Annotated in this window: 19 protein-coding genes; 12 read left to right on the top strand and 7 right to left on the bottom strand. The window is 52.9% G+C overall.

Translation table 11 applies throughout. From position 1 onward, the window contains the following. The first annotated feature begins 418 nt into the window (after window positions 1-418). Window positions 419-1,063, top strand: coding sequence for a hypothetical protein (locus ACU52_RS02105; RefSeq protein WP_053397567.1), 645 nt, complete (start codon window positions 419-421; stop codon window positions 1,061-1,063). 55 nt (window positions 1,064-1,118) lie between these two features. Then, the gene (locus ACU52_RS02100; RefSeq protein ID WP_162207742.1) at window positions 1,119-2,579 is read left to right on the top strand and encodes a hypothetical protein; all 1,461 of its coding nucleotides are present in this window, start codon (window positions 1,119-1,121) and stop codon (window positions 2,577-2,579) included. A gap of 152 nt (window positions 2,580-2,731) precedes the next feature. Here the strand turns inward: ACU52_RS02100 and ACU52_RS02095 are convergent, their stop codons facing one another. Further along, window positions 2,732-5,362 carry a glycoside hydrolase family 95 protein gene (locus tag ACU52_RS02095; RefSeq protein WP_082335121.1) on the bottom strand — a complete coding sequence of 877 codons (2,631 nt, stop codon included), beginning with the start codon at window positions 5,360-5,362 and terminating at the stop codon, window positions 2,732-2,734. Window positions 5,363-5,565: 203 nt separating this feature from the next. On the opposite strand from ACU52_RS02095, the gene ACU52_RS02090 reads away from it, so the two are divergent. Further along, complete coding sequence (locus ACU52_RS02090) at window positions 5,566-7,029, top strand: ligand-binding sensor domain-containing protein (RefSeq protein ID WP_082335120.1); 1,464 nt, start codon at window positions 5,566-5,568, stop codon at window positions 7,027-7,029. After that, window positions 7,013-7,954, top strand: a complete 942-nt coding sequence (locus ACU52_RS02085; protein WP_162207741.1) for a helix-turn-helix domain-containing protein — start codon at window positions 7,013-7,015, stop codon at window positions 7,952-7,954. Before ACU52_RS02090 ends, ACU52_RS02085 begins: the two co-directional genes overlap by 17 nt. A 435-nt stretch (window positions 7,955-8,389) precedes the next feature. On the opposite strand, the gene ACU52_RS02080 is transcribed toward ACU52_RS02085, so the two are convergent. Further along, window positions 8,390-12,082 carry a pectinesterase family protein gene (locus ACU52_RS02080; protein ID WP_082335119.1) on the bottom strand — a complete coding sequence of 1,231 codons (3,693 nt, stop codon included), beginning with the start codon at window positions 12,080-12,082 and terminating at the stop codon, window positions 8,390-8,392. 297 nt (window positions 12,083-12,379) lie between these two features. Here ACU52_RS02080 and ACU52_RS02075 point away from each other — a divergent pair, with 297 nt between their 5' ends. Further along, window positions 12,380-13,417, top strand: a complete 1,038-nt coding sequence (locus tag ACU52_RS02075; protein WP_053397562.1) for a cysteine protease — start codon at window positions 12,380-12,382, stop codon at window positions 13,415-13,417. 330 nt (window positions 13,418-13,747) lie between these two features. Beyond that, window positions 13,748-14,428, top strand: a complete 681-nt coding sequence (locus ACU52_RS02070; RefSeq protein WP_193391568.1) for an HAD family hydrolase — start codon at window positions 13,748-13,750, stop codon at window positions 14,426-14,428. 91 nt (window positions 14,429-14,519) lie between these two features. Here ACU52_RS02070 and rnc read toward each other — a convergent pair whose 3' ends face one another. From rnc to pdxB, 4 genes are all read right to left on the bottom strand, one after another. Continuing rightward, a complete protein-coding gene (gene rnc / locus ACU52_RS02065) occupies window positions 14,520-15,563 on the bottom strand; it encodes a ribonuclease III (RefSeq protein WP_053397666.1) in 1,044 nt (347 codons plus the stop codon). After that, window positions 15,556-16,818 (bottom strand): beta-ketoacyl-ACP synthase II, encoded by a 1,263-nt coding sequence (fabF, locus tag ACU52_RS02060; RefSeq protein ID WP_021854496.1) that lies wholly within the window; start codon window positions 16,816-16,818, stop codon window positions 15,556-15,558. The genes rnc and fabF overlap by 8 nt, the downstream gene beginning before the upstream one ends. Before the next feature lie 21 nt (window positions 16,819-16,839). Further along, window positions 16,840-17,076, bottom strand: a complete 237-nt coding sequence (locus tag ACU52_RS02055) for an acyl carrier protein (protein WP_021854495.1) — start codon at window positions 17,074-17,076, stop codon at window positions 16,840-16,842. Window positions 17,077-17,745: 669 nt separating this feature from the next. Next, complete coding sequence (pdxB, locus tag ACU52_RS02050) at window positions 17,746-18,783, bottom strand: 4-phosphoerythronate dehydrogenase PdxB (protein ID WP_053397561.1); 1,038 nt, start codon at window positions 18,781-18,783, stop codon at window positions 17,746-17,748. 223 nt (window positions 18,784-19,006) lie between these two features. Between pdxB and ACU52_RS02045 the strand changes: the two genes are divergently transcribed. Genes ACU52_RS02045 through rd form a run of 3 tightly spaced genes read left to right on the top strand, consistent with a single transcriptional unit; the run spans window position 19,007 to window position 20,884 of the window. Continuing rightward, window positions 19,007-19,618 (top strand): DUF4254 domain-containing protein, encoded by a 612-nt coding sequence (locus ACU52_RS02045; protein ID WP_021854492.1) that lies wholly within the window; start codon window positions 19,007-19,009, stop codon window positions 19,616-19,618. Further along, window positions 19,615-20,673, top strand: coding sequence for a glycosyltransferase family 9 protein (locus ACU52_RS02040; RefSeq protein ID WP_053397560.1), 1,059 nt, complete (start codon window positions 19,615-19,617; stop codon window positions 20,671-20,673). Before ACU52_RS02045 ends, ACU52_RS02040 begins: the two co-directional genes overlap by 4 nt. Window positions 20,674-20,716: 43 nt before the next feature. Continuing rightward, window positions 20,717-20,884: a rubredoxin gene (gene rd, locus ACU52_RS14655; RefSeq protein ID WP_021854490.1), complete on the top strand. Its 168-nt coding sequence runs from the start codon at window positions 20,717-20,719 to the stop codon at window positions 20,882-20,884. 114 nt (window positions 20,885-20,998) lie between these two features. Here the strand turns inward: rd and ACU52_RS02035 are convergent, their stop codons facing one another. Continuing rightward, entirely contained in the window at window positions 20,999-21,181 is a 183-nt protein-coding gene (locus ACU52_RS02035) for a hypothetical protein (RefSeq protein ID WP_021854489.1), read from the bottom strand. 333 nt (window positions 21,182-21,514) lie between these two features. Between ACU52_RS02035 and ACU52_RS02030 the strand changes: the two genes are divergently transcribed. From ACU52_RS02030 to ACU52_RS02020, 3 genes are all read left to right on the top strand, one after another. Continuing rightward, window positions 21,515-22,804 carry a histidine-type phosphatase gene (locus ACU52_RS02030; protein WP_053397559.1) on the top strand — a complete coding sequence of 430 codons (1,290 nt, stop codon included), beginning with the start codon at window positions 21,515-21,517 and terminating at the stop codon, window positions 22,802-22,804. Window positions 22,805-23,081: 277 nt separating this feature from the next. Continuing rightward, window positions 23,082-24,590, top strand: coding sequence for an RNA polymerase factor sigma-54 (gene rpoN / locus ACU52_RS02025; protein WP_021854487.1), 1,509 nt, complete (start codon window positions 23,082-23,084; stop codon window positions 24,588-24,590). Beyond that, window positions 24,587-25,204, top strand: a complete 618-nt coding sequence (locus ACU52_RS02020) for a phosphatase PAP2 family protein (protein ID WP_053397558.1) — start codon at window positions 24,587-24,589, stop codon at window positions 25,202-25,204. The genes rpoN and ACU52_RS02020 overlap by 4 nt, the downstream gene beginning before the upstream one ends. Window positions 25,205-25,289 lie beyond the last annotated feature (85 nt).

Raw genomic sequence — 25,289 nt, 5'->3', positions numbered from 1 at the left:
GATAAGATTTTTAATATTCTTAACACGCGCGCACATCTTTACGCCGGGGCCTTGCAGGCCGTGTGGCGTGCGTGCTGCCGCCGGCCGTTTTATGAAAGATGCCCTTTCGCCTTGCAAAAGGCCACCTTTCGCCGCCTGAAACATGCCCTTTTGCAGCCCGAAAGGCCACCTTTTGCATGGCTGGATATAACGCCCTGTCAGCCAGTATGTTACAAGTCGCCTTCCGCCTTGGCTGCACAGGCACCGTAAGCAGCGGCTGCACGGCATCAGAAACTGCCTCAAAAACCATGCCATGCCCACGCCACGGCACAGCTCTTGCCCTGCTGCGGCGCAAAATAAACGGCCCGACATTGCCGGTTTTCAGAAAAAAATCATATATTTGCAGAAACATACCTTACACACATAACAAGCATAACTTATGAGTCATCCACTATGGTCTGATGAATACTGGCTGCTGCTCATGCAGCTCTATCAGCGCAAGCCGGCAGGCATAAAGCCCCTCTACTCGCGCGGAATGGTAGAGCTGAGCCTCGAGCTGCACATACCTCCACACTATCTTTACGAGCAGATGTTCAGTCTGCGCCGTGCCGCCACGCCCCGGCTCGGGCGACTCTGGGCCACATACGGCGATAACCCCAGGCGCCTGTCGCGCGACGTGAAAGTGCTGAGGAGCATGGCAGGATTCAGCAACGCAGCCCTGTTCTACGACGGAGTGGCCATGCACGAGTCGTTCGAGCGCGACTTCAGGCCCATGCCCTCATGCGGCCAGCTCATGCCGATGATGCTTATAATAATACTCGACCAGTACTTCCGCCTGACGCCCGCCACGATGGTGCGCAACACGCCCGAGATAGCCGAGCTGTCGAAGCTCATGGGCATAAAGGCCGACGTGGTGGTGGAGGTGATGGAGACGTTTCAGACCTTCGACCCTTATCTCAACCGCAGCAAGGCCCAGCCGTCGCCGCTCACCGATGAGTGCCGCCGCGTGTGGCAGCGCTACGGCAACGGCAACCCCGAAGAACTGTCGTCGCTGGCAGCGCAGCTGAAGGCATATTTCGGCTGAAAACGATGCATACGGAGCAATCGCTAATATTCAGATATAAATACTAATTGAAGAAATGAGAATGACAATCAGGACAACGTTGATCAACGTTATGCTGCAGGTGGCGTGTGTGCTTGCGGCAGGAGCGCAGGTGCAGGAGCCCTGCGGAGTGTATGAGGCAGCCGACAAGGTGGACGGGCTAACCCGCCAAGGCTACATGGAGATAAACATAAAGGAGCCCGCCGTGCCCGATTTTTCGCAGACATTCGTCAAGGGCGCCACCCACAACTTCAGTCTTTTGCCTTCAGACTTCATGAAGAAGCCCTCACGCTATTTTGCCGGAAAGAAAGCCACGGGCTTCATCAAGTATCGCAGCAAGATACTTATCAGCAACACCGAAACCCTGATGCTGACCGACCCCGAGCCCGTGCAGGGCGGCTACAGGCTTAAGTGGGCAAGCGACATGGGCAAGACCGGCACCTGCACGATGACCATTGCAGCCGACGGCACGCTGTGGTTCACAGGCCTTGGCACCTTCGACAAGAGCATAGGTCCCGACAAGCTGGTGTTCGTAAGGCAGCCCGGGCAGACCGCAGCCAGGACATATCTGGCAGCCGGAAGCGACAAGCCGCAGCAAGGAGGCGGCACGCCTGCCGCAGACAAGCCCGCTACAGGACAGACCGCCAACGGCCCGAAGGGCGGAGAGACATCGGCATCAGCCGTGGACAAAGGGCAGACCACACTGCCCACCGACGGCACGCCGGCCTACAAGCCCGCTACCGACGCCGACGGAAACATAATGCTGCCGAGGGCAAGCAGCGGCACGCTGACAGGCAGATGGATAGGCGATGGCGGACTGATGATAAAGCTCAACTCGATTATTAAGTCATACAGATATTCCAATGCCACGTATCACGGATTTATAACCATGGAAGGACCGGGATACATCAGCGAGGGAATCGTAGCCGTGGTGAAGCACTCTGACACCTGCGTCGGCCTTTACAGCATACCGCTCGACACCGATGTCAGGCAGATTCACTACTCTGAAATACATCTCGGCCCCACAGGTCGTGCCTCCACTTACCATCTCTGCGGAAGCGTTGAGGTGCGTTCGCAGTCATACAAACTGATGACCAACACCGCCATCTATAAGCTGAATCCCATAGACACACGCTATTACGGCATGTTCTCTACGGGCAACGAGGTGAGGCCCGTGCCCCTGAACTTCTACTTCAAGCAGTCATACGACGACGGCTACGGCAACGTGAAGCTGGGCTACGGCTGCATAACCTTGTCGTACAACATGGGCAGCTACATCGACAACGACTTCATCTATGACGCACAGATACAGGAAAACGGCAGCGTAAGGATAAAGTATCAGTGCGGCAGAACCGAAAACAAATACTCTGCACTGCTGGTATGGAACAAGGGCAGAAAGTCGTGGACGGTCACTCAGATTAGGCGTATTGAGGGCAGCAGCGACGACTGCTACATGATGAACAGCCCGCAGATAACGTTCAAGGACGATATCATGTAGGCATACGTCTTGTTATCAGGCTGCGGCACATGGCTGCCGTGCTGGCGTAACAAATAAACAGAAGAGGCTGTCGCGGGTGTAATCCCTGACAGCCTCTCTTGCTTAATTTAACAGAATTAATGATGAAGCAAGTGCGGATGTCTTGCTGTGATTTATAGCTCCGCTATCTTTTTAATAAAAGCCTTGCCGTTTTTTATGAATATTCCACGCTCCGGACTGTCAACCTTTCTGCCCGAAATGTCGTATATGCTGCCGTTGCTGCCATTGTCGGTCAACGTCTGGTCAATGCCCGAAGCCGAGCTTTCGTTTGTTATGTAGACCACGTCTCCAGCCTTGGTCTCTATGTCATAGAGCCAAGTCTCGGGCAGCCTGTTGTTCACGCTCGAGTTGTCAACGTCAACATATTCGTCTCCTGATATCTTCTTTACAGGCATAGAGTAGGTGTAGAACAGCGGATTGGGGTTTTCGCCTTCAGCCTCTTTCACCTCATGTGTGTCCGACTTGATCTTTACGGGCACCCTTAGTCTGAGGTTTCCGCCGAGCGTTGAGCGCAGACGGGCACTCATCAGCTTGCCGTCTTTCCACACCATGTCCTCAAGCACGAAGCCGCCTATGGCTCTCAGACCCTTAATTTCGCCGTCGGCCCATTCGTCAGGAACAGCCGGCATTAGGTTTATAAAGCCGTCGTGGCTTTGCATAAGCATCTCTGCAATGCCCGCCGTACAGCCGAAGTTGCCGTCAATCTGGAATGGCGGATGTGCATCGAACATGTTTGGATAAGTGCCTCCGTCCTGTCCTTCGGTCCTGTCTGCCGGCACAAGCGACAGCTGGTCTTTAATCAGCTTGTAAGCATGCTTGCCGTCAAGACATCTTGCCCAAAGACAAACTTTCCATCCCATGCTCCATCCTGTCGACTCGTCTCCGCGGTACATCAGCGACACCTTTGATGCTCTGAACGCAGCCGGTGTGCGGTATGGAGATATTGCCGTGCCGGGATACAGTGCCCACAGGTGTGACACGTGGCGGTGATGGTCGTCAGGGTTGTCCCAGTCGTCGCGCCATTCCTGCAGCTGTCCGTATTGTCCTATGCGCAGTGGCAGCATCTTGTCACGCAGGCTCAGCAGCGATTTTGCGAAGTCTTCGTCAGTGGCAAGCGTCTCGGCAGCCCTTGCGGTGTTGGTCAGCAGGTCGCTTACGAGCTCGTTGTCCATGGTTATACCTGCAAAGATGTTCTGTCCTTTATATGCTTTTGGTGAGTTTTCGGGTGAAACCGACGGGCAGACAACCATGAATTTGTCGCGGGGATCCTCTACCATGAAGTCGAGGAAGAACTCTGACGCTCCTTTCATTAGCGGATAAACCTCTTTCAGATAGTCGGTGTCTCCGCTGTAAAGATATCTGTTCCATAAGTGCTGGCAGAACCATGCGTTGGCCGTTGGCCACACTCCGCTGTAGGCTTTGTCCACGGCTCCAGTCATTCTCCACAGGTCTGTGTTGTGATGAAGCATCCATCCGTTGCATCCGTACATGTTCTTTGCCGTTTCGGCTCCTATCTCGCTGAGCTCCTTTATCATCTTTATCAGCGGCTCGTGAAGTTCCGGCAGGTTTGTCGATTCGGCCGGCCAGTAGTTCATCTCTGTGTTAATGTTCACCGTATAACGGCATTTCCATGCAGGGTTTGTGCTGCCGTTCCATTTGCCTTGCAGGTTGGCGGGCTGGCATCCAGGCTGTGATGAACATATAAGCAGGTATCTTCCGAACTGGAAATACAGTTCTACGAGCTGTGTGTCGTTGCCTTCAGCAAAGTCTTCAATGCGTTTGTCTGTAGTCTTCGACGGGTTGCTGTTCTCTCCGAGGTCAAGGCTTACTCTGTCAAACTGTTCCTTATAGTATTCTATATGTTCGGCTTTTGCCGTCTCATAGTCGCGTCCGGCATTCTTCATATATTCGTCAATACGCTTCTGAGGGTCGGCCGAGATATCCTTATAGTTCACAAAGTTGGTTGCCATGGCTATGTGGAAGGTCACGGCGTCGGCGTCTTTCACAATCAGCGCGGTGTCGTTCTGTGTCATTGCACCGCCTTCGTTGTCAATTTTTGCGTTGACTATGAAGTTCAGTTTTCCGGGCACGTTGTTTGCGGCTTTTGCCGTGGTTCCGCTCAGTGCGAGTGTGTTTCCGCTTACAGAGCGGTCAACTTTCACACCGTCAGGATAAAACAGGCTTGCTTTCAGGTTTATTGCGCCCTTCTTTGATGCCGTGACTCTGATGATGAGCATCTGGTCGGTGAACGACGTGAAGGCCTCTTCCGTGTAAGTTACGTCGCCCACTCTGTAGGTTACTGTAGACACGGCGTTGTCTATGCTGAGCTGTCTGCGCAGCGAAGAGTAGTCTTTATGGCCGTCGTATTCGATGCGCAGACTTCCTGCCGGCTGGTATGATGCACCGAATCCGTAGTCTCTGTCGGCCAGAATTTGTGTCTCGGCCAGTGCCTGTGCCTCGTCGCTCTTGCCGCTGAAGACCAGCTGTCGCAGGTTATCAAGATACTTAGGTGTCTCAGCGTTGTAGTTTTTGTAGGGCGAGCCTTTTGATATAGTCTCCTCGTTGAGCTGATATTCCTCGCATACGGGATTGCCGTATACCATTGCCGCTATGCGTCCGTTGCCGAGCGGCAGGGCTTCGTTCCAGTTGCCGGCAGGCTTGTCGTACCATAGCTCCAGCGGTTCTCCGGCATAAGAGCCGAGCGCCATTGCCAGCGTTGTGATGATTGTTAATAGTTTTTTCATTATTGATAGATTTTAAAATAGATTGTTTGTTCGATGCAAAGGTATTGTTTGTGGCAATGCTTATGGTGGACAAATATTTTAAAAAGGTTCAAAATAGTCTTTTTGTCACGACGTAAACGGGGATTTTATGTTTTTTTCTTACTTTTGCAGTAGAATAATGATATTATGAGAAAAGCAAGTCTGGCAATCTTTTGTTTTTGTTTATGACGTTATTGTGTGCGGCTTCCGACGTGCGTATTGTACATTTTGACAATGACGACGGGCTCGACCACAACATTGTTACGTGTATTATTCAGGACCGGGAGGGGTATATATGGCTGAGCTCGCGCGACGGACTGAGCCGTTACGACGGTTACAGCTTTGTCAATTACAAGGCTCAGCCAGGCGACGGCTGTCCTCTTGAGTCGAACCGTATTGACCAGATTTGGGAGTTGCCAGACAATAATATACTCTGCATGTCGGGACACCGGACCCTCAACCTGGCGGGATGCAAGTATTATGTATTCAACCGCAAGACGGGCAAGTTTGAGGTTTACAGGGGCAAGAACCTGCCCGGAGGCTCATATTATGTGGCCGACGAGAATGTGATGAGGCGCATATCTTCTCTGAAAGAGTATGAAGGCCTGGAGACAAGGGTGATGTGCGAGGACAGGCAAGGAGGCTATTGGGTGCGCACCAACCGCGGCATAGACAGGGTTACGTTTGTGAAGGAGCCTCTGAAGAACACGAAGTTCAGCAATTTTGGCGAAGAAGTGGTCAGAGCCTTGCATCAGGACAGGGCCGGACGGGTGTGGATTGCCGACAAGAACGGCTTTGTGAGGATTGTCGACCGCAACCTGGGCAATGTCAGATATCTGTCTGCCGACGGCAGGATTACGCCTGCTGCGGCTGTATTCGGCCATAACGTGTATTGTATTTATGAAGACCGCCACGGACAGATATGGCTCGGCACCAAGCCCGGCGGGCTGTTCAGGCTGCGCAGAAAAGGGCAGGGATGGGTGCTCGACCGCTATGTCAGCGGCAGCAGAAAGCCTTTTGGCATTAACTGCAATTCTGTGTATGCCATGGCTGAGGACAGATACGGACGCCTGTGGATAGGCACTTATGGCGGCGGACTGAATGTGGTGGAGAGGCCGGAGGCCGACATGCCGCGCTTTATCAATAAGGACAATGTGCTTTCAGGCTATCCGCGCGGGGCGCTCAAGGTGAGGTGTCTGATGATGACACGTAGCGGAGTGATGCTTGCCGGAACCGGCAGCGGGCTGTATACGTGCATGATTGACGGCAAGCCGCTGCGCCGGCTGAAGTTCTGGCGAAACGTGAGAAACCCTCATGACCCGTCGAGCCTGAGCAACAATGAGGTGATGGCTCTGGCACGCGACAGCAGGGGCAGAATTTATGTGGCTACTTATGGCGGCGGAACCAACAAGATTCTGTCGCGCAACCTGCTGAGCAACAACATACGCTTCAAGGCTTATACCACGGCTCAGGGTCTTGCCTCGGATGTCAATGTGTCGTTGGCAGCATGGCGTGGCGACAAGCTGTGGATAGTGTCAGAGGCCGGTCTGACGCTGTTTGACACTAACCGCGATATTATGATTAACTATATGAGAGGCTTCTTCAGAGAGGGTTTTTGCCTTCATGGAGACCATGCCGCTGTGTCTTGACAACGGCTACATGCTCTTCGGAACCACTCAGGGCGTGTTCGGCTTCAGCCCGTCTGACGTCGGCAAGAGCAATTTTGTGCCGCGTATTGTGTTCGGATGCGACGACTATGTTGAGCTTCCGGCCGACAAGAAGAACTTTACGATAGAGTTTTCGGCGCTCGACTATAATAAGAACGAGGATATATGGTATGCCTACCGCATGGACGGAGTGGACGGCGAGTGGATATACACCAAGTCGCATTCGGTAAGCTATGCGGGCATTCCGCCGGGAACGCACACCTTCAGGGTGCGCTCAACCAACGGCGACGGCATCTGGACTGACAATGAACGTACCGTGACGATACACCGTACCCCGGAACTTACGGAGACGCCCCTGGCATGGATGCTGTTTGGCGGGGCGCTGCTTGCAGCCCTGATAGTTATATATAAGGTGGCAAGATATATCAGCCGGCTGCGCAAGGAGGTGAACGAGATAACCACGGTTACTAATGAGAAGATTGAATATCTTAAGAACAAGGTGCATGAGCTTCTGACAGAAAGGCGCGACATGGACGTGGCTGAAGGTGAGGATGCAGCCGCCGAAACCACTGACAGCCTGTTCAGAAACAAGGCCATGGGATTTATCAATGACAATATAGCCAACTCTGACCTGTCGATAGACGACTTCTGCAAGGCCATGGGCATGAGCCGCACTGTGCTCTATGTAAGGGTGAAGAAGGTTTTTGGTTCGTCGCCCAACAATTTTATACAGGAGATACGCATTAAGAAGGCTCTTGCTTTAATGAAAGATCCGGGCGTGAGCATATCGGAGGTGGCCTACAAGTGCGGATTTTCCGACCCGAAATACTTCAGCCGCTGCTTCAAGAAGACAATGGGCTGCAGCCCTACCGAATATATGAAGAGGGGCGAGACGGCAGAGTCGTAGCGTCTGGCTGAAAGGCGTGTTGCGTGCCCCAGTCTTATAAAATCTGATAGGGCATAGTGCCGCATCTGTCTTAATCTTACAGGCAGATTGATGCTTGCGGCTGAAAGCATAATTCTCCCGATGAGATAAAAGGTGGCCTTTCAGCGTGCAATATGTGCCCTTTTGCATCGTAAAAGGTATCCTTTTGGCGGCTAAAAGGCCACCTTTTGTAAAGTCGTTCTTATCATGTTGATAATCAGCTGGTTAGCCGCTGCGTCCGAGCGGCCCTGCATCATGCGTCGTGCAGGCGTGCCGTTCTTGCCGGAATATCAGGCTACGATACGTCAGAGCCTTGTTATGCATAAGTCAAGATAATAAAAACAGCCGGAGCATATCTCATTGATGATATGCCCCGGCCGTTTTAGTATAGGCGCATTTATTACGGCGCTCAGTGCGTTATTTCATTATCTTTATCACCTTCACGGTGCCGTCGCCCATCTGTCGGCGTATGATGTTGATGCCCTTTACGGCCGATCCGAGCTTCATTCCCGATGTGTTGTATATGTCTTCCTTAACGGTTGTCTCGCTTCCGGTTCCGTTGATGCCTGTAGTGGTCTCGTATGTAGTGCCTTCGCTCAGGCTTCCGTATTCGTTGACAGCCTTTACGGTGAATTTGCCGCAGGTGCCTTCGGCAGGCTTGAAGCTTGTGTCTGTAGATATGCTTACCACCTTGTCGTCGGCGTCAGTTACCACGTAGCATATAGCATATGCCGACTCGTCCCAGCTCAGCGTGCTGCTTGCCGCGTCGTATCTCATGTTGGCAGGAGCGCTCACGGCCTCCATCAGCTTGCGCGGGTTCCATCCGTCAGTGCCTCTTGTTATGGCCTCGTATGTGTATGCGGCAGCCTCCTCGTCGGTAAGTGTAGCCTTGCATGTGCCCGTAACCTTCTGTCCGGTGTCGCCGTCAGTATATTCATATTCGGTGCGTCTGTTGCTCAGGTCAACAGGATTGCCGTCGGCATCTATGCTGTTGTATTCGGCAAACAGAGCCGGAATGGCTCCCATGTTGTTCCAGCCCTCAGGCTTTATGCCTATCTTCATCGTAGTGTTGAGCCATACGGTCTTTGGAGCGTTGTGCCACGGGCGTCCCAGCGCCGTCTTGTTGTCGTTGGCAAGCTCGTTGCCGTCTATGGTGCAGTTGCTGAACACGTATCCGAACTTTGTTCCTTCCTTATGGCATGGTGCCACGATCACAGATCCGCTTCTGACGTTGTATAGCGTGCAGCCTTCGAGCAGGACGTCGCCTCCGCCGTAGAAGTAGTCTACCGCACCCTCAATCCAGCAGTCTTTCACGTAGTGGCGGTCTGCCATGTTTCTTGAAGAAGTCTGCCATGTGTCCTGATAAGAGCGGAACTTGCAGTTGTAGAACGTCATGCGGTCGTTGCGCGAATACATGGCCAGACCCATCGGTCCCGACTGGTTGTCAACGCCCCAGCTGTTATAGAAGGTTATGTTCTCAGTGTAGAAGTCGCTTGCATTCACCTCAACCACGCTGCTGTAGCCGTAGTTGTCTGACTGCGGATTGTTCGTAGACCATTCGTATCCTACGTCAGAGCTTCCTCCGTTGTTGATGGTATGCTTTATCACGGTCTTCTCCTTGTCCTGTCCTATAAGATGTATGAAAGGCTTGCTCTCAGGTATCAGCACGAGTTCGTCATACTCTCCGTTCTCAACAAATATGAGGTAAGGCACGCTGCTGTTGTCAGGAGCGGCGTCGATGGCCTCCTGAACCGAAGTGAAGTCGCCCGAGCCGTCGGCAGCCACCACGGCGTCGAACACTTTCTTCTCGGGTTGCGGGCGCTGCATTGTGGTAAACTTGAATGTCGTGCCTTCAAAGGCGTTGCCGTTGAGGTCGGTCAGTGCGCCCTTGGGTACAACCACCTCACACTCGGTGCCGTATCCCATGTCGGCATAGGCATAAGTGGCTGTCTTGCTTCCGAATACAGGTGTCATGGCCTTTCCGTTTATCGTTACGTCGCCTGAGCCTGATTTCACCTTCTCGTTGAAGTGGAGCACCACGTTGCCTGATGCTGAGGCAACGTCAGAGCCGGCCTCGGGCGATGTGGCAACAAGCTTCGGCGCCTCATGGTCGTCCTTCTGTTCGTTGTCGGCATATACAACTATGTCGGCAAGATAGAATCCCTCTGTGTCGCTGTCCGACGGCTCGCCGGCCAGTCCGCTTTCGGTGTCGCCTATCCAGCGCACATACACCTGTCCGCTGAGACCTTCGGGCAGTGTGCCCTCAAGCACCATCCACTGGCTGCTCTCGGTGCCGCTTCCCATGTCGATAGAGCTGAGGTCGGTGTAGTTTACGCCGTCGGTAGAGTATTGCATCTTCTGTATCTTGTGCACGCAGGCGTTGTCGAGAGCCGCCAGTGAGTGCACCTTGATGTTCTTATATCCGTCCACTACAAACTTAGCCACAAGGTAGCGTGGGTTGTCCATGTCGGCCCTTTCGGTGTAGCGGCGTATGCAGTTGCGCTCAATGCCGCCGAAGGTGCGTGTGCTTGCGCCCCAGTTAGTTGTCTTTCCGTCGCCTTCATACAGCTGAAGGTTGCCTGTGTTGTCTGTCGTGAAGCTGTAGTCTCCGGGGCGGTTTCCGCGCGGCTCGCTTACGCTGAAGTCCCATCCTACGATGAACGGAACCACGTCGAACGTAGCCGTAAACGTCTTGTCGCCGTTCATCACCACAGTCTTCTGTGCGTCGCTGCTGCCGTCGTTCCAGTAGAGGAAAGACGTTACAGAGTTTGGCACCACCTTCATCGTAACGCTTGTTCCGCTTTCATACTTACCGTCAACGGGTTCCGGCGTGAGCGACACGTTGCCCCATTTGGCTCCGTCGCCGCTTTTGTTTATGTTGAGGGTGTATGTCTCAACCGAAGAATACACGGCAGTGATGTCCATGTCCTTCTCAATGTTGAACGTGTATGGGTTCTCTGTCGACAGTATCTGTCCGTCTTTGTCCTGCCACTGCTTGAATCTGAATCCGTAGTTGGGCGTTGCCGTTATCGTAACTTCGCTTCCGGCCTCATAGTCAGCCTTTGCCGGAGTTACCGTTCCGGCGTTTTCCGGGCTGTTGGTAACGTTCATGTGTACGGCATTTGTGAGGTTCTTCAGCCATCTCGGGTCGCCTATCGGGCCTCCGTCTGTAGCTGCCGTAGCCATGGGCGACTCTGAGGTTATGCTGAAATCGCCGTTTTCAGGGTCAGGGAAAGGTATGTTCGTCAGTCCGAAGTCGGCCAGCGTATAGTCCGAAATCTCTGTGTCGGCCGCGCTTGCCTGGTTGTATGTTCCGTAGTCGGCTATCAGGTTTTTCTCTGCCAGCAGATATCCGCCCGTGGTGTTTAGTATGTTTGGCGTCTGTCCGTCAACGCCGGCTTTGTATATAATGTTGTTTCTGAATGTGTATTCAGAGAACAGTCCCACTTTGTTTCCAGTGTTGCAGATGGCATATTTTGATGCTTTCGACCATTTGTAGACTGTGTTGTTGCTGAATGTGAACAGCATGTCGATGTCTACATTCATTGAGTTGGGCGAGAAGAAGCTCTCTCCGCCTTTATAGTTATATAATGTTGAGTTGGTTACGCTCACCTCTCTTACGCCGTGTTTCGGGTAGATAAAGTTGTATCCTCCGTCGCCGCAGTCGTGTATTATACATCTGTCCATCTCAATCTTGTCTATCACATGCCCCTCGTTGTTGGTGCGCAGGAAGCATCTGTTGATGGCCGACAGGTCGCAGTTGCGCAGTGTGATGGTCTTTATGTCACCATAGGTGAGGTCCATGAAGTAGCTGTCGTTGGGTTTGATGACGAGCCCCTCCATAATAATTCCTCCTCCGGTTACAGACGCATCGCTTCCGCGGAACTTTACTCCGAACACCACTTCGGCTCCTTCTGCAGCCTTCAGGGTGACAGTCTTGCCGTCTGGAAGATTGATGTCTCCGGTGTATGTTCCCTCTTCCATGAGCAGAACGTCACCGTCTTTTGCTCCTTCATACGTTGCCTTGAACGTAGAAGGGTCTACATTGATGTCTGTGGCGCTGCATATCAGCGGCACAAACAGAAATAATAATAATGCTTTTAGCTTCATGATAGATTTTTGATTTGATTATATTTTTTTAGTGCTCAAAGGTAGATATAATGCCCTTCATGGTGGTTCAAAATAATACTGAAAGGGTGGATAATCGTATATTGTAGCCTTGTTTGGTCCGATATTATGGCTGTTTGGGATTGTTTTCCGCTGTTTTTGCTGTTGTCATCATGTGCATGCCGTTGCCTGTCTTATGGCTTGCGGCTGTAGATGATATAGGATTGTCATGGCTGATGCAGGTTAAAAAATATGGTTGCAGGGTTGCGTGCATAGTTGTTTTTAAGTAACTTTGCGCTTATGAACAAGATTATATTGCTGTCGGCAGTACTGTTCATGCTGCTTTCGTGCGGCAGGAAGAGTGAGGACAAGGAGGCGTTCAGGGTGGAGGTGATGAACAAGATCACGCCCGTGAAAGACCAGGGGAACAGTTCGCTCTGCTGGGTATATGCCATGCTGGCCACCATAGAGAGCGAGTGCCTGATGAAGGGCGACTCGGTCAATCTGTCGGCTGCCTATGTTGCGCGCAACCTTATGCGCCGGCAGGCTGAGAGATGCTATCTTACGCAAGGCCGGTCGGGCTTCACCACGCGAGGCGTGTCGCCCAGGCTGATACACATGATACTTGACTCGGGCCTGATGCCATACGACTCTTACCGCTCTGAATGCAACTTCAACGTGCTCTGCCGCAAGCTCGACTCGCTCTGCCGCAACGCCGTAGGGAGGCGCACGGGGCTCGACGCGCTGATGAGGAGCACGGACAGCATGCTCGATGATGTGATTAATCCCGTGCCGCTGCACGTGTGGATGCTCGGGGCTGAGTACACTCCGCAGCAGTTTGCGCGCAGCGTGTGCCGTGACGATGAGTATCAGGCGCTGACCAGCTTTACGCATATGCCGTTTTATGAGGACGTGGTGCTCGACGTGCCCGACAACCGTTACGGCGACAAATTCTACAATGTGCCCATAGACACGATGATGAGCCGCATTGAGAGTGCGCTGCGCCGCGGCCACAGCGTGTGCTGGGAGGGCGACATAACCGAACCGGGATTCTCGTTTGAACGTGGCGTGGCACGTCTCCGTGACAACCGTAGCATGGCGTCGCAGGATGAGCGTCAGCGGTCGTTCGAGACCTTCCGCACCACCGACGACCACTGCATGGAGCTGATAGGGATAGCCCGCGACAGGAAGGGAGACCGCTATTTTATATGCAAAAACTCGTGGGGCACAGGCAATCCTTACGGCGGACTGATGTTCATGTCGGAGGCATACGCAAGGCTTAAGACTGTTGCCGCGGTTGTGCCGGTGGACACTGCCGACCTGCGCCGCATCCGTTAGGGCTGTGGCATGCATCCTGTCGGATGGCAGAGTCAGCCGTTTTACAGTCCTGTAAGCATCCTTCCGCATAGCGGTATGTATGCTTTCATGTTGTAAAGGGTATGTCCTTGCGTTGCGATATGTATGCTTTCGTGTTGTAAAAGCTATGCTTTTGCGTTGCAATATGTATGCTTTTGCATTGTAAAAGCTATGCTTTCATGCTGCGATATGTGCCCTTTTGCGGTGTAAAAGACGGCCTTTTGCAGTGCGGCTTGACATGAGGCGAAGAGCCGCCGTGGCGTGTGAGAGTGTAGATCAGTATGTTTATAACGATATATTTATTTTGTTTTTATGAACGACAGAAAGTTTTTGAGTGATAACATTAAGGCAGTGATACTTGATTTTGACGGAACAGTGGGCAATTCGCGCGGTCTTATAGTGCGCACAATGCAGCAGACTATAAGGCGCCTGGGGCTGCCGGAGAGAAGTGAAGAAGAGTGTGCGTCGATGATTGGGCTGCCGCTGAAGGAGACATTCACGAGGATTATCGACATGGACGACGCCATGGGCGACCGCTGTGCCGAGGTGTACAGAGAGATATTCAAGGAGAACAACCGCCCGGGAGTGGTGAGCCTGTTCCCCAACGTGCGCGAGACGCTCGACGCAATACACCGCAGCGGCAGGATGATAACGCTGGCGAGCAGCCGCTCGAGGGCGTCGCTGCTGGGCTTTGTGGCCGACATGGAGCTTGGCGGATACATATCCTACGTGCTCGGTGCGGGCGATGTGCCCAACGCCAAGCCTGCACCAGACATGGTGGTCCGCACGATGGAGGACCACGGACTGAGGCCCGACGAGTGTGTCGTGGTGGGCGATACGGCCTTCGACATAGGCATGGCTCATGGCGCCGGCGTGTGCGGTGTGGGCGTTACTTACGGCAACGGCAGCCGCGAAGAGCTCGAGGAGTGTGGCGCCGAGTTTGTGATTGATGATTTTTCGCAGCTTTGCGGCATCCTGAAAATCAACGGATGATGCCTCGGTGAGGCTGCATGTGGTGTGGTAAACAATAAAACAAGATAAAAGCATCGGCACGTGTCCCTGCGCGGGAGCTGTGCCGGTGCTTTTATCTTTGTTCTGAAAACGCGGCTGCTTCGGCTGCCGCTATTATATCTTCTTTAGACATCTGGCGTGGAGTGGCAGTGATGTCCGACAGGTCAAACTCGCTGTCAGCGCTGCTTCCGGCCTGCTTTTTCTCTTCAGGTTCAGGTTTTACGTCGCTCACGGGCTCGCTGCTTTTTGCCTTTTCGGGCTGCTTGCTGTCGCCGGCGGTGATGATGAAGTCTTCCTTCTGCTCGATGTCCGGAACCACCACTACGGGTTCTTCCTCCATCTTTGTGCGGTCGGCCTTGGCTGCAAACACGGCGTCGATGAACTGCGGCTTGCGCCTCAGGCTCTGCAGGGTCTGCTTGCTTGCCAGCTGCTGGCTCTCCTTCTTGGAGTATCCCTTGCCCGAACCGCCCTCGAGTCCTTCAACGATGGCCTGATAAACGAATATCGGGTTGTTGTTCTCGTCGCGTTTCTGCTCTATGAGCTTGAAGTCGAGCTTTACGCGGTTCTTCTGGCACCATTCAATGAGCTTGCTTTTGAAGTTGACCTCCTTGTAGGCCACCTTGTCGAGATTGATAAGCTGTGAGAGTATGCGTTTCTTCATGAAGCGCATGCATGCTTCGTATCCGCGGTCGAGATAGATGGCTCCCACGAGTGCCTCGAAGGCGTTTCCGTCCATGTAGCTGTTGTGTGACGAGGAATGTCCGTTTGACATTATGAGCTGGCTGATGCCAATCTCCTGTGCCAGTTTGTTGAGAGTTTCTCGCTGCACAATCTTGCTTCGGGTGTTGGTAAGGAATCCTTCGCGCTTGCCTTCGAAGTGTCTGAACACGATGTCGCCCACAATGGCGTCGAGAATGGCGTCGCCCAGGAACTCAAGCCGCTCGTTGTTGACGGGGCGTCCCTTCTCGTTGCGCTTGGCTATGCTCTTGTGGAGCAGTGCCTGCTTGTAGAGACTGATGTCGTGGGGATAAAAGCCGATGACGTTGAATAAAGAAGAATAAAGCTCCTTTTCCTTGCGGAAAGGGAGCTTCATTTTATCAATAAAGTTGTTAATCATCATATTTCTTGAAGATAACACAGGCATTGTGTCCGCCAAAGCCGAAAGTGTTGCTCATAGCGGCGCGCACGGTGCGCTTCTGTGCCTTGTTGAATGTGAAATTGAGATTATAGTCTATTTCTTCGTCCTTGTCGTCTTCTTCGTGGTTGATTGTAGGCGGTATGATGTCGTTCTGAACAGACAGAACGCTTACCATTGCCTCAACGGCTCCTGCTGCTCCGAGCAGGTGTCCGGTCATTGACTTGGTAGAGCTGATGTTGAGCTTGTAAGCTGCATCGCCGAATACCTCCTTAATGGCCTTAGCCTCTGAAATGTCGCCCACGTGTGTAGATGTTCCGTGAACGTTGATATAGTCTATGTCCTCCGGTTTCATGCCGGCGTCGTCGAGCGCTGCCTGCATAACGAGCTTTGCTCCGAGTCCTTCGGGGTGAGATGCTGTTATGTGGTATGCGTCTGCGCTTTCGCCTTCGCCCACCATTTCTGCATAAATCTTAGCTCCGCGAGCCTTTGCGTGCTCAAGTTCCTCAAGGATGAGGCATCCTGCGCCTTCGGCCATTACGAATCCGTCGCGGCTTGCGCTGAACGGACGTGATGCCCTCTGCGGGTCGTCGTTGCGTGTAGAAAGGGCGTGCATGGCGTTGAAACCGCCAACTCCGCATCCGCAGATAGCTGCTTCGGCACCTCCGCTCACGATGACGTCAGCCTTGCCCAGACGGATAAGGTTGAAGGCGTCGGCGATGGCGTTGGTTGAAGATGCGCAGGCAGATGTAGTGGCATAGTTGGGGCCGTGGAATCCGTAGTGGATTGATATCTGGCCGGCAGCGATGTCGCTGATCATCTTGGGGATGAAGAATGGGTTGAACTTAGGTCCGTTCTCCTTGTGCAGGGCGTTGTAAGACACTTCGTCCTCGAAGGTCTTGATACCGCCGATGCCTACGCCGAAGATTACTCCGATGCGGTTTTTGTTTACTGTCTCCAGGTCCATGGCGCTGTCTTTAACGGCCTGCATTGCGCTGACCATGGCCAGCTGTGTGTAGCGGTCGAGCTTGCGCGCTTCCTTGCGGTCGATCCAGTCGTTGATGTTGAGGCCTTTCACCTCGCATGCAAACTGGGTCTTGTACATGGAGCTGTCAAACAGCGTAATAGGAGCTGCACCACTGACTCCGGCCAGCAGGTTGTTCCAAGTTTCCTCGGCTGAAAGACCTACCGGGGTTACAGCGCCCAGTCCTGTTACTACTACTCTTTTTAATTCCATTTAAATAATTATCGGAAATTATTATTTGGTGTTAGCCTCGATGTAGCTGATAGCGTCACCTACAGTGGCAATTGTTTCTGCTTTGTCGTCAGGAATAGAGATGTTGAATTCTTTCTCGAATTCCATGATGAGCTCTACAGTGTCAAGAGAATCTGCACCAAGGTCGTTTGTGAAGCTTGCTTCAGGCTTTACTTCTGTTTCATCAACACCAAGTTTGTCAACGATAATAGCTTTTACTTTTGATTCAATTTCTGACATGATTGTAATGTTTTAAAAATGTTTATAAATAAATTCCAATTCCAAAAATCGGTGCAAAGGAACGAATTTTTATTTAAGTGTGCAAATATTTTTGCAAAAAAAGAGCCCAAAGTTGCACACATGCCGTTATAGTGTGCAAGTTTTGTTGTCTTTTTACACCGTTTTTGTGTTGATTTTGTCGGTTTTGTTGAATTTTGTGCGCACACAGCGGGCATGTTGTATACAGACTGCTTACGGCCCAGTCGGCGGCATGCGGCATAAATGCCTGTATTACAGAGGGTTGCAAAAGGGCACCTTTTAGCGTCTAAAAGGTGCCCTTTTGGAGGACGAAATGTGCCCTTTTGGAAGGCAAAAGGCCATGTTTTGCAAGACGGCCCTGCCGGGCGTATGCCAAGGCGAATGGTGGTCGGTCTTCATGCCGGCCTGCTGGCGCCGCTTATCCGCATATCGGGCGTTGTGATGCAGCCTGCTTTTTGCTTTATGTCGGGCTTGTTTCCGCTTGCTTTTTCGCAGGCATAAAGGCCTGTGTCAGGAAGAAACGGGCGGAAATATGCCGATATAGCACGGAAAGACGGCCGGGGCGTGGATGCACACTACGGATAAAGCCGGATGATGTCTGCTGACCGTTTTCCGTTTATGCAGTGCTGTGTGCATGTGCCGCTGGCATGATTACGCCCTGCCTGCGGGGGCCGACTCGCGCCGCAGCGGATAGTTGCCGCGCAGCTCCTCGAAACTTTCGGGCGATGCCTTCAGCCGCGAACTGTCGTCGAGCGGATTGTAGAGCTGCAGGCTCAGGTCGTCGGGGTCGTCGGCAGCAACGAAGTCCTGCGGCAGTTCGGGCGGACTGATGATGCACGGCACGCTGATGCCGAAGTGGCGGCATAGGCCGCTTATCACCATGTTGTCGGCGTTAGCCTTGCCGTCGGCGCTGTAGCCTGCTATGTGAGGCGTGGCTATCCATGCCCTGTCCATGAGCCTGAGGTTTATCTGCGGCTCGTGTTCCCAGGTGTCTATCACGGCATCTTTCACCTTATTATATATAAGGGCATCTAGCAGCGCGTCGTTGTCTACCACGGCTCCGCGGCTCGTGTTTATTATGACAGGCCTGCACTGCAGCCGGCCGAAGAAGTCGGCGTCGGCCATGTGCAGCGTGGGGTGGGGGCCGTCCTTTACGAGCGGCACGTGGAACGTTATCACGTCACACTGCTCCTCTATGTCGCTCATCGCAACAAACGTGCCTGCGTCGCCCCGTTCCTGCCGCGGCGGGTCGCACACGAGCACGCGCATGCCCATGCCGGCTGCCACTTGCGCCACCTTCGACCCTACGTGTCCGCAGCCCACGATGCCTATCGTTGAGCTTTCGGGGCGCATGCCCTTATCTCTTTTGAGCAGTATCAGCACCGAGCGCAGATACTGGGCCACTGAGGCAGAGTTGCATCCCGGACAGCTCATCCATTCTATCCCGGCGCGCTCCATGTAGGCTGCGTCGATGTGGTCGAAGCCTATGGTGGCCGTTGCCACGAACCTTACGCGGCTGCCGCTGAGCAGCTGCTCGTCGCATCGGGTGCGCGTCCTGACAATCAGGGCGTCGGCGTCGCGCGCGTCGCCGGGTCCTATCTCGCTCCCCTTCAGATACACGGCGTCATCTGTTATGCGGCTTATGGCGTCGCGTATGTAGGGAATCTTGTCGTCAATCACAATTTTCATAATAACAATGATTTATGCTCCGCGGTGCACGCAGCCATAGCGTTGTGCAGCCGCCGGCGTTCAAATACAAGTCCAAAGTTACGAAAAATATTCTGTTTTGTTGGCTGATTAAAAATAATTTATTAGCTTTGCATTTAATATAATAGCGCCGTCAGCGCTCCGGCTGGACATGCCGGCTATGCCTGCGGCACGTCAGCAGAAGTATTAACTAAAACAAGAGCAAATGGCATTTACCGAACTTTGTAACGAGATTTTCAGCCGGGCGATAAACGACTATCACCAGGCCGACGACGTTGACACCAAGGTGAACAACCCCTACGGAGAGGGCACGATAGAGAACAGCCTGTATATGAAGTGCTGGATAGACACCGTGCAGTGGCACCTTGAGGATATCATACGCGACCCGCAGATTGACCCGGCAGAGGCTCTGCTGCTGAAGCGCCGCATAGACCGCAGCAACCAGGACCGCACAGACCTCGTGGAGCAGATAGACAGCTGGCTCAGGGACAAGTATAAGGACGTGAAGGTAATGCCCGACGCACGCATAAACACCGAGAGCCCAGCATGGGCCATCGACCGCCTGTCGATACTCGCGCTGAAGATATACCACATGAAGGAGCAGACAGAGCGCGCCGACGCCGACCCTGAACACCGCGAAAGGTGCAGGGCCAAGCTGGATGTGCTGATGCAGCAGCAGGTTGACCTCGGGACAGCCATCGACCAGCTGCTCGACGACATCGAGGCCGGCAGAAAGTACATGAAGGTTTACAAGCAGATGAAAATGTATAACGACCCGGCCACAAACCCGGTGTTATACGCCAAAAATAATAAATGAGGACAGAGCACATACTCATAATGAGATTCTCGGCCATGGGAGACGTGGCCATGACCGTGCCCGTGGTCTATTCGCTCGCAAGGCAGTATCCCGACGTGAGGATCACCATGCTGAGCAAGCCCTTTGCGCGCCCGTTCTTCGAGCGCATGCCGTCCAACGTGAGCTTCATGGAGGCTGACATCAAGGATGAGTATGACGGAGTGAAAGGGCTCAACGCTCTCTACCGCCGACTCACGGCAAAGAACTTCACCGCCATAGCCGACTTCCACAGCGTGCTGCGCTCCGACTATCTGCGCATGCGCTTCAACATAGACCGCTATAAGGTGGCTCACATCGACAAGCACCGCAGCGGCCGCAGGCAGCTCGTGGCCATGTCGGACAAGAAACTCGTGCAGCAGCCGTCGCCGTTCAGCAACTATGCCGATGTGCTTGCACGCTTGGGCTACCCCATAAAGCTCGACTTCAAGTCGATATTCCCCGAAGGCGGAGGCGACATCAGCCTGCTGCCGGAGAGCATCAGGCGCAGCGGCGAGTTCACGGAGAAGTGGATTGGCATAGCCCCGTTTGCCGCCCACGAGGGCAAAGTGTATCCTCCGCGGCTCATGGAGCAGGTCATAAGGCTCCTTACCGAGCGCCATCCCGACTGCCGCATATTCCTCTTCGGCAAGGGACAGCGCGAGACAGAATACTTCGGTGAGTGGTGCTCAAAATACAAACAGTGTGAAAGCGTGGCAGAAAAGCTCGACGGCATAAGTCTCGAACTTGTCCTGATGAGCCATCTCGACCTCATGATTTCAATGGACAGCGCCAACATGCACATGGCATCGCTTACAGCCACGCCGGTGGTCAGCGTATGGGGCGCAACGCATCCCTTTGCCGGATTCATGGGCTGGGGACAGAGCATGGAGAACGCGGTGCAGATAGATCTGCCCTGCCGGCCATGCAGCATATTCGGAAACAAGCCCTGCATCAGAGGCGACTACTCGTGCCTCAAGAACATTTCGCCCGAACAGATAGCTGCAAGGGCTGAGTTCGTGATGTGCGGCAGAAAATAAACTATCAGTTAATATCTAATTTATTAATTAAAAAGTAAGCATTATGAAAAAGTACATTTGTGACACTTGCGGTTATGTATATGACCCCGAAGTAGGCGATCCTGATAACGGCATACAGCCCGGAACAGCATTTGAGGACCTTCCAGAAGATTGGGTTTGCCCTCTCTGCGGAGTTGGTAAGGACGAATTCTCTGTAGAAGAAGACGATTAATTCACAGTCGGATATAAAAAGCGCGGAAAGCATCTGTTAAGGCTTTCCGCGCTTTTCTTGTTTCAAGACACGGCCCCGGCGGCAGCTGAAGCGTTGCCTCAAGGCTCTTGCAGGTCAGACAAAGTTGAAAAAATAGCTGAGCATACATGCTGCAACGACGAACGCTGCAAGCAGGCACATTACCGCAAACACGATCTTAGACATTCTCTTGCGGTTCTTGGCGGCCATCAGACTCTTTTTCTTAAATACCTCCGATTCGTCTGTGTGGTCATAGTCTTGTCTTTTGTTTCTTCCCATTTCTTTTATTAATTATTATTTTTTATTACATGCTATGTCGTCTTATAAAACTTGCCGGCATTCCGGCCGTAATTCAGGATATGTCATGATAGCGATTTTATTATGCTAAATCTTATTGCACAGACAATCCTTGCACAGAATATCCTAAAATCGTTTCTGTGTCGTTAAAATAATAGTCAATATGCAGGAGGTTGTTTGTTATAGGCCAACGCCTATTTTCATTTCATTCAGATAATTTCGGGCTGCAAAATTATCATTTTTCTTTGGAATAATGAATAATAACGTCATTTTTTAAGTATCTTTGCGGTAAAGAAATAAAAAAACAGTTGTTTTATGGATAAATTATTGCTTTTAGTCCTGTCTTTTTTACTTTTTCAGTCTCCGCTTGAAGCACAGACAGCCCGTGATGAGATAAGAAACAATGTGTGTCTTTCGGCCAGCAACTATCTGGCTTATCCCGGTCCGTCTCAGAAAAAGCTGACGCCCGCCCCAAAAGGTTACAGTCCTTTCTATATAAGTCATTACGGCCGCCACGGCTCGCGCTATCTGATAAGTCCTGACGACTATGATGTCCCGGTGCGTGTCCTTGCCCGTGCCGACAGCCTCGGCAAGCTTACGCCGCTCGGAAAGGATGTGCTCAGACGCGTGACGATGCTCCGCGACGAGGCAGCAGGCCGCCTGGGAGAGCTCACCGAGCTTGGAGCCGAGCAGCACAGGCAGATAGCCCGCCGCATGTATGAACGCTTTCCCGAGGTGTTCAAGGGCAATGTCGTGGTAGATGCAAAGAGCACCGTGGTGATACGTTGCATCCTGTCGATGGAGAACGAGATGCAGCAGCTGCTCCTGATGAACCCAAAACTGACGATAAAGCACGACGCGAGCATGCACGACATGTATTACATGAATCAGAGCGACCCTGCACTTTATGCGCAGAAGATGCCCCGCCGCGCCGAAGTTATGTGGAAAGAATATTGCAGCCGCCGTGTAAATCCTGAGCGGCTGATGCTAAGTCTGTTCAGCGACAGCAGCTATGTTAGGTATGAAGTGGACGCTTCCGACCTCAACTATAAGCTCTTCTCGCTGGCGTCAAACCTGCAGAGCTCGGAGCTCCGCCACAAGATTACGCTCTACGACATATTCACCGACGACGAGCTCTACGCCAACTGGCAGATGGAGAACACGTGGTGGTATATCAACTACGGCGCATGTCCGCTCAACGGAGCCACTCAGCCCTTCTCGCAGCGCAACCTCCTGCGCAACATAATACATCAGGCCGACAGCTGCATAGCCCTCGACGAGCCCGGTGCAACGCTGCGCTTCGGCCACGAGACGATGGTGCTGCCGCTGACATGTCTGCTTGGCATCAACGGATACGACAGTCAGATATCAAGCCTCGACAGTCTTGAGAGCAAGGGATGGATCAACTATAAGGTGTTCCCGATGGGCGCAAACATACAGCTGGTGTTCTATCGCCGCAGCCGCAACGACAAAGACGTGCTCGTAAAGGTGCTGCTCAACGAGAACGAGGCGACGCTCCCCGTAAAGACCGACTGCGCGCCTTATTATCGCTGGAGCGACTTTAAGAAATACTATCTTGACAAGCTCGACACGTATAAGAATTAGTGGCTGTGATGCAATATGTGCCCTTTCAGGTTGCAAAAGGCCACCTTTTAGCTCCTGATATGCCACCTTTTACAACCTAAAAGACGGCATATTGCAAGTGGCTGGATAACAGTGCGTTACGCAGGCCTTGGCAGACTGTCCCGTATGGCCGTGCGGCAGGCTGTGGTAAGCGCAGCCGGCACACTGCTTATGGTGAGCAGAACCTTTTGGGGCCGTAAGGAAAAATATTCAGTATTAATTACTCTTCTTCACGGAAAAATATTAATTTTGCAGCGTTATGGCACAAAATCTCATTCAGACACAGGCGCAGAAACAGGTTCAGACACAGCGCCTCACTCAGCAGCAGATGCTCGTGGTGCATCTGCTTGAAATGCCGTTGACAGAACTGGAGCACAGCGTGGCGGCCGAGATTGACGACAATCCCGCCCTTGAAGTTGCCGGGCCAGACGACGTTCAGCCTGCCGACGACATGCATGAGAGCGTTTCCGGTTCAGACGAAGACGACGACTTTGACACCGTCAACGAGCGTGAGGAGCGCGAGTCGGCGCTCGACCAGGCCCTTTCGGGCATCGGAATGGACGACGAGATGCCTGAGGCCGCGCAGTATGTGGCAAGCAACAACCAGAATGCTGACTATGAGGAGATAACCTACGGCGACCAAGTGTCGTTCTACGACAGGCTCAAGGAGCAGATGGTAGACGTGGAGCTTACGCCCCGCGAGCACGAGATAATGGAGTATCTCATCGGTTCGCTCGACGGCGACGGACTTCTGCGCAAGGACATTGCCACGCTGAGCGACGAGCTGGCCATATACCATAACATAGATGCAAGCGAGCATGAGATAGAGCATGTGCTGCATGTGCTGCAGACGTTCGACCCTGCCGGCATAGGCGCACGTAACCTGCGCGAGTGTCTCCTGCTGCAGATAAGGCGCAGGGACAAGTCGGAGATGCGCTCGATGATGGAGCGTGTGATAACAGAATGCTTCGACGAGTTCATGAACAAGCGCTGGGACAAGATAGCATCGCAGCTCGGCATCGACACCGACACCGTGAAGACGGTTCACAACGAACTGCTGAAGCTAAACCCGAAGCCCGGCTCTTCGCTCGGCGAGACCGAGGGACGCAACATCCAGCAGATAACTCCCGACTTTATAGTAGACACGGCCGACGACGGCACAGTGTCGTTCTATATCAACAGCGGCAACGTGCCCGACCTCTATGTGTCAGACTCCTTCACCGACATGGTGAAGAGTTACCAGAAGAACAAGAGCAAGATGAGCCGCAGCGAGAAGGAGGCCCTGCTCTACGCCAAGGAGAAGGTGGAGCGCGCCCAGGGCTTTATCGACGCCATAAAGCAGCGCCGCCACACTCTGTATGTAACGATGAAGGCCATAATAGACATACAGAAGGCATACTTTCAGGACGGCGACGAGAGCGACCTGAAGCCCATGATACTCAAGGATGTGGCCGACAAGACCGGCCTCGACATATCCACCATATCGCGCGTAAGCAACATGAAGTATGCCCAGACACGCTGGGGCACGTTCAAGCTGCGCCACTTCTTCAGCGACAGCGTCAAGACAGAGAGCGGCGAGGAGATGTCGACGCGCAAGATAAAGGCCGCCCTTAAAGACATAATTGACAACGAAGACAAGCGCCGCCCGCTAAGCGACGACGCCATAAAGGATAAGATGAACGAGAGCGGATACCCCGTGGCACGCCGCACGATAGCAAAATATCGCGAGCAGCTGGGCATCCCCGTCGCCCGACTAAGAAAGAAATGAAAGAGAAAGAGATTATTTTCACGGCCAAGGTGCTGAGCGTTCTGTTCACGCCTTTCTATCTTCCGATATTAGGCCTTTTGATTCTTTTCATCTTCAGTTACCTCAGCCTGTTGCCCCTGACCTACAAGCTGTTCCTGCTGTTGATGTTCTATCTGTTCACGGTATTTCTTCCTACGGCCCTTATCCGTTTCTACCGGCGCTATCAGGGCTGGACGCTCATAGAGCTGGGCAGCCGCGAGAGGCGCGCCATCCCTTATGTGATATCCATTTTTTCTTATCTTCTGTGCTATTACATAATGGCTGCCACCCATGTGCCCCACTTCATGGGGAGCATCCTTATAGCAGCCCTTGTGATACAGGTGGCCTGCGCCATCATAAATCTTTTCATCAAGATATCCACCCATACGGCAGCCATCGGCGGCGTTACCGGTGCGTTGCTGGCTTTTTCAGTTATATTTTCGTTCAATCCGGTGTGGTGGCTCTGCATTGTGCTGCTGCTCGCCGGCATGGTAGGCACGAGCCGCATGATTCTGCGTCAGCATTCTCTGCGCCAGGTGGTGCTGGGCTATTTGGCAGGCGTGGCATGCTCGTTTGTGTCTGTGCTGCTGTTCTGAGCAGTGCGTCTTTGTGCCTGCGGCGCTCAGTGTTGTGGCCGCAAGCCGTAAAAGTTTCGACCAGATAATGTATATTTAAAATAAA

The organism is Xylanibacter rarus (assembly GCF_001275135.1).
Classification (GTDB): domain Bacteria; phylum Bacteroidota; class Bacteroidia; order Bacteroidales; family Bacteroidaceae; genus Prevotella; species Prevotella rara.
Note: the sequence above shows the minus strand (reverse complement) of the source record. Positions and strands in the feature narration are given on the sequence as shown.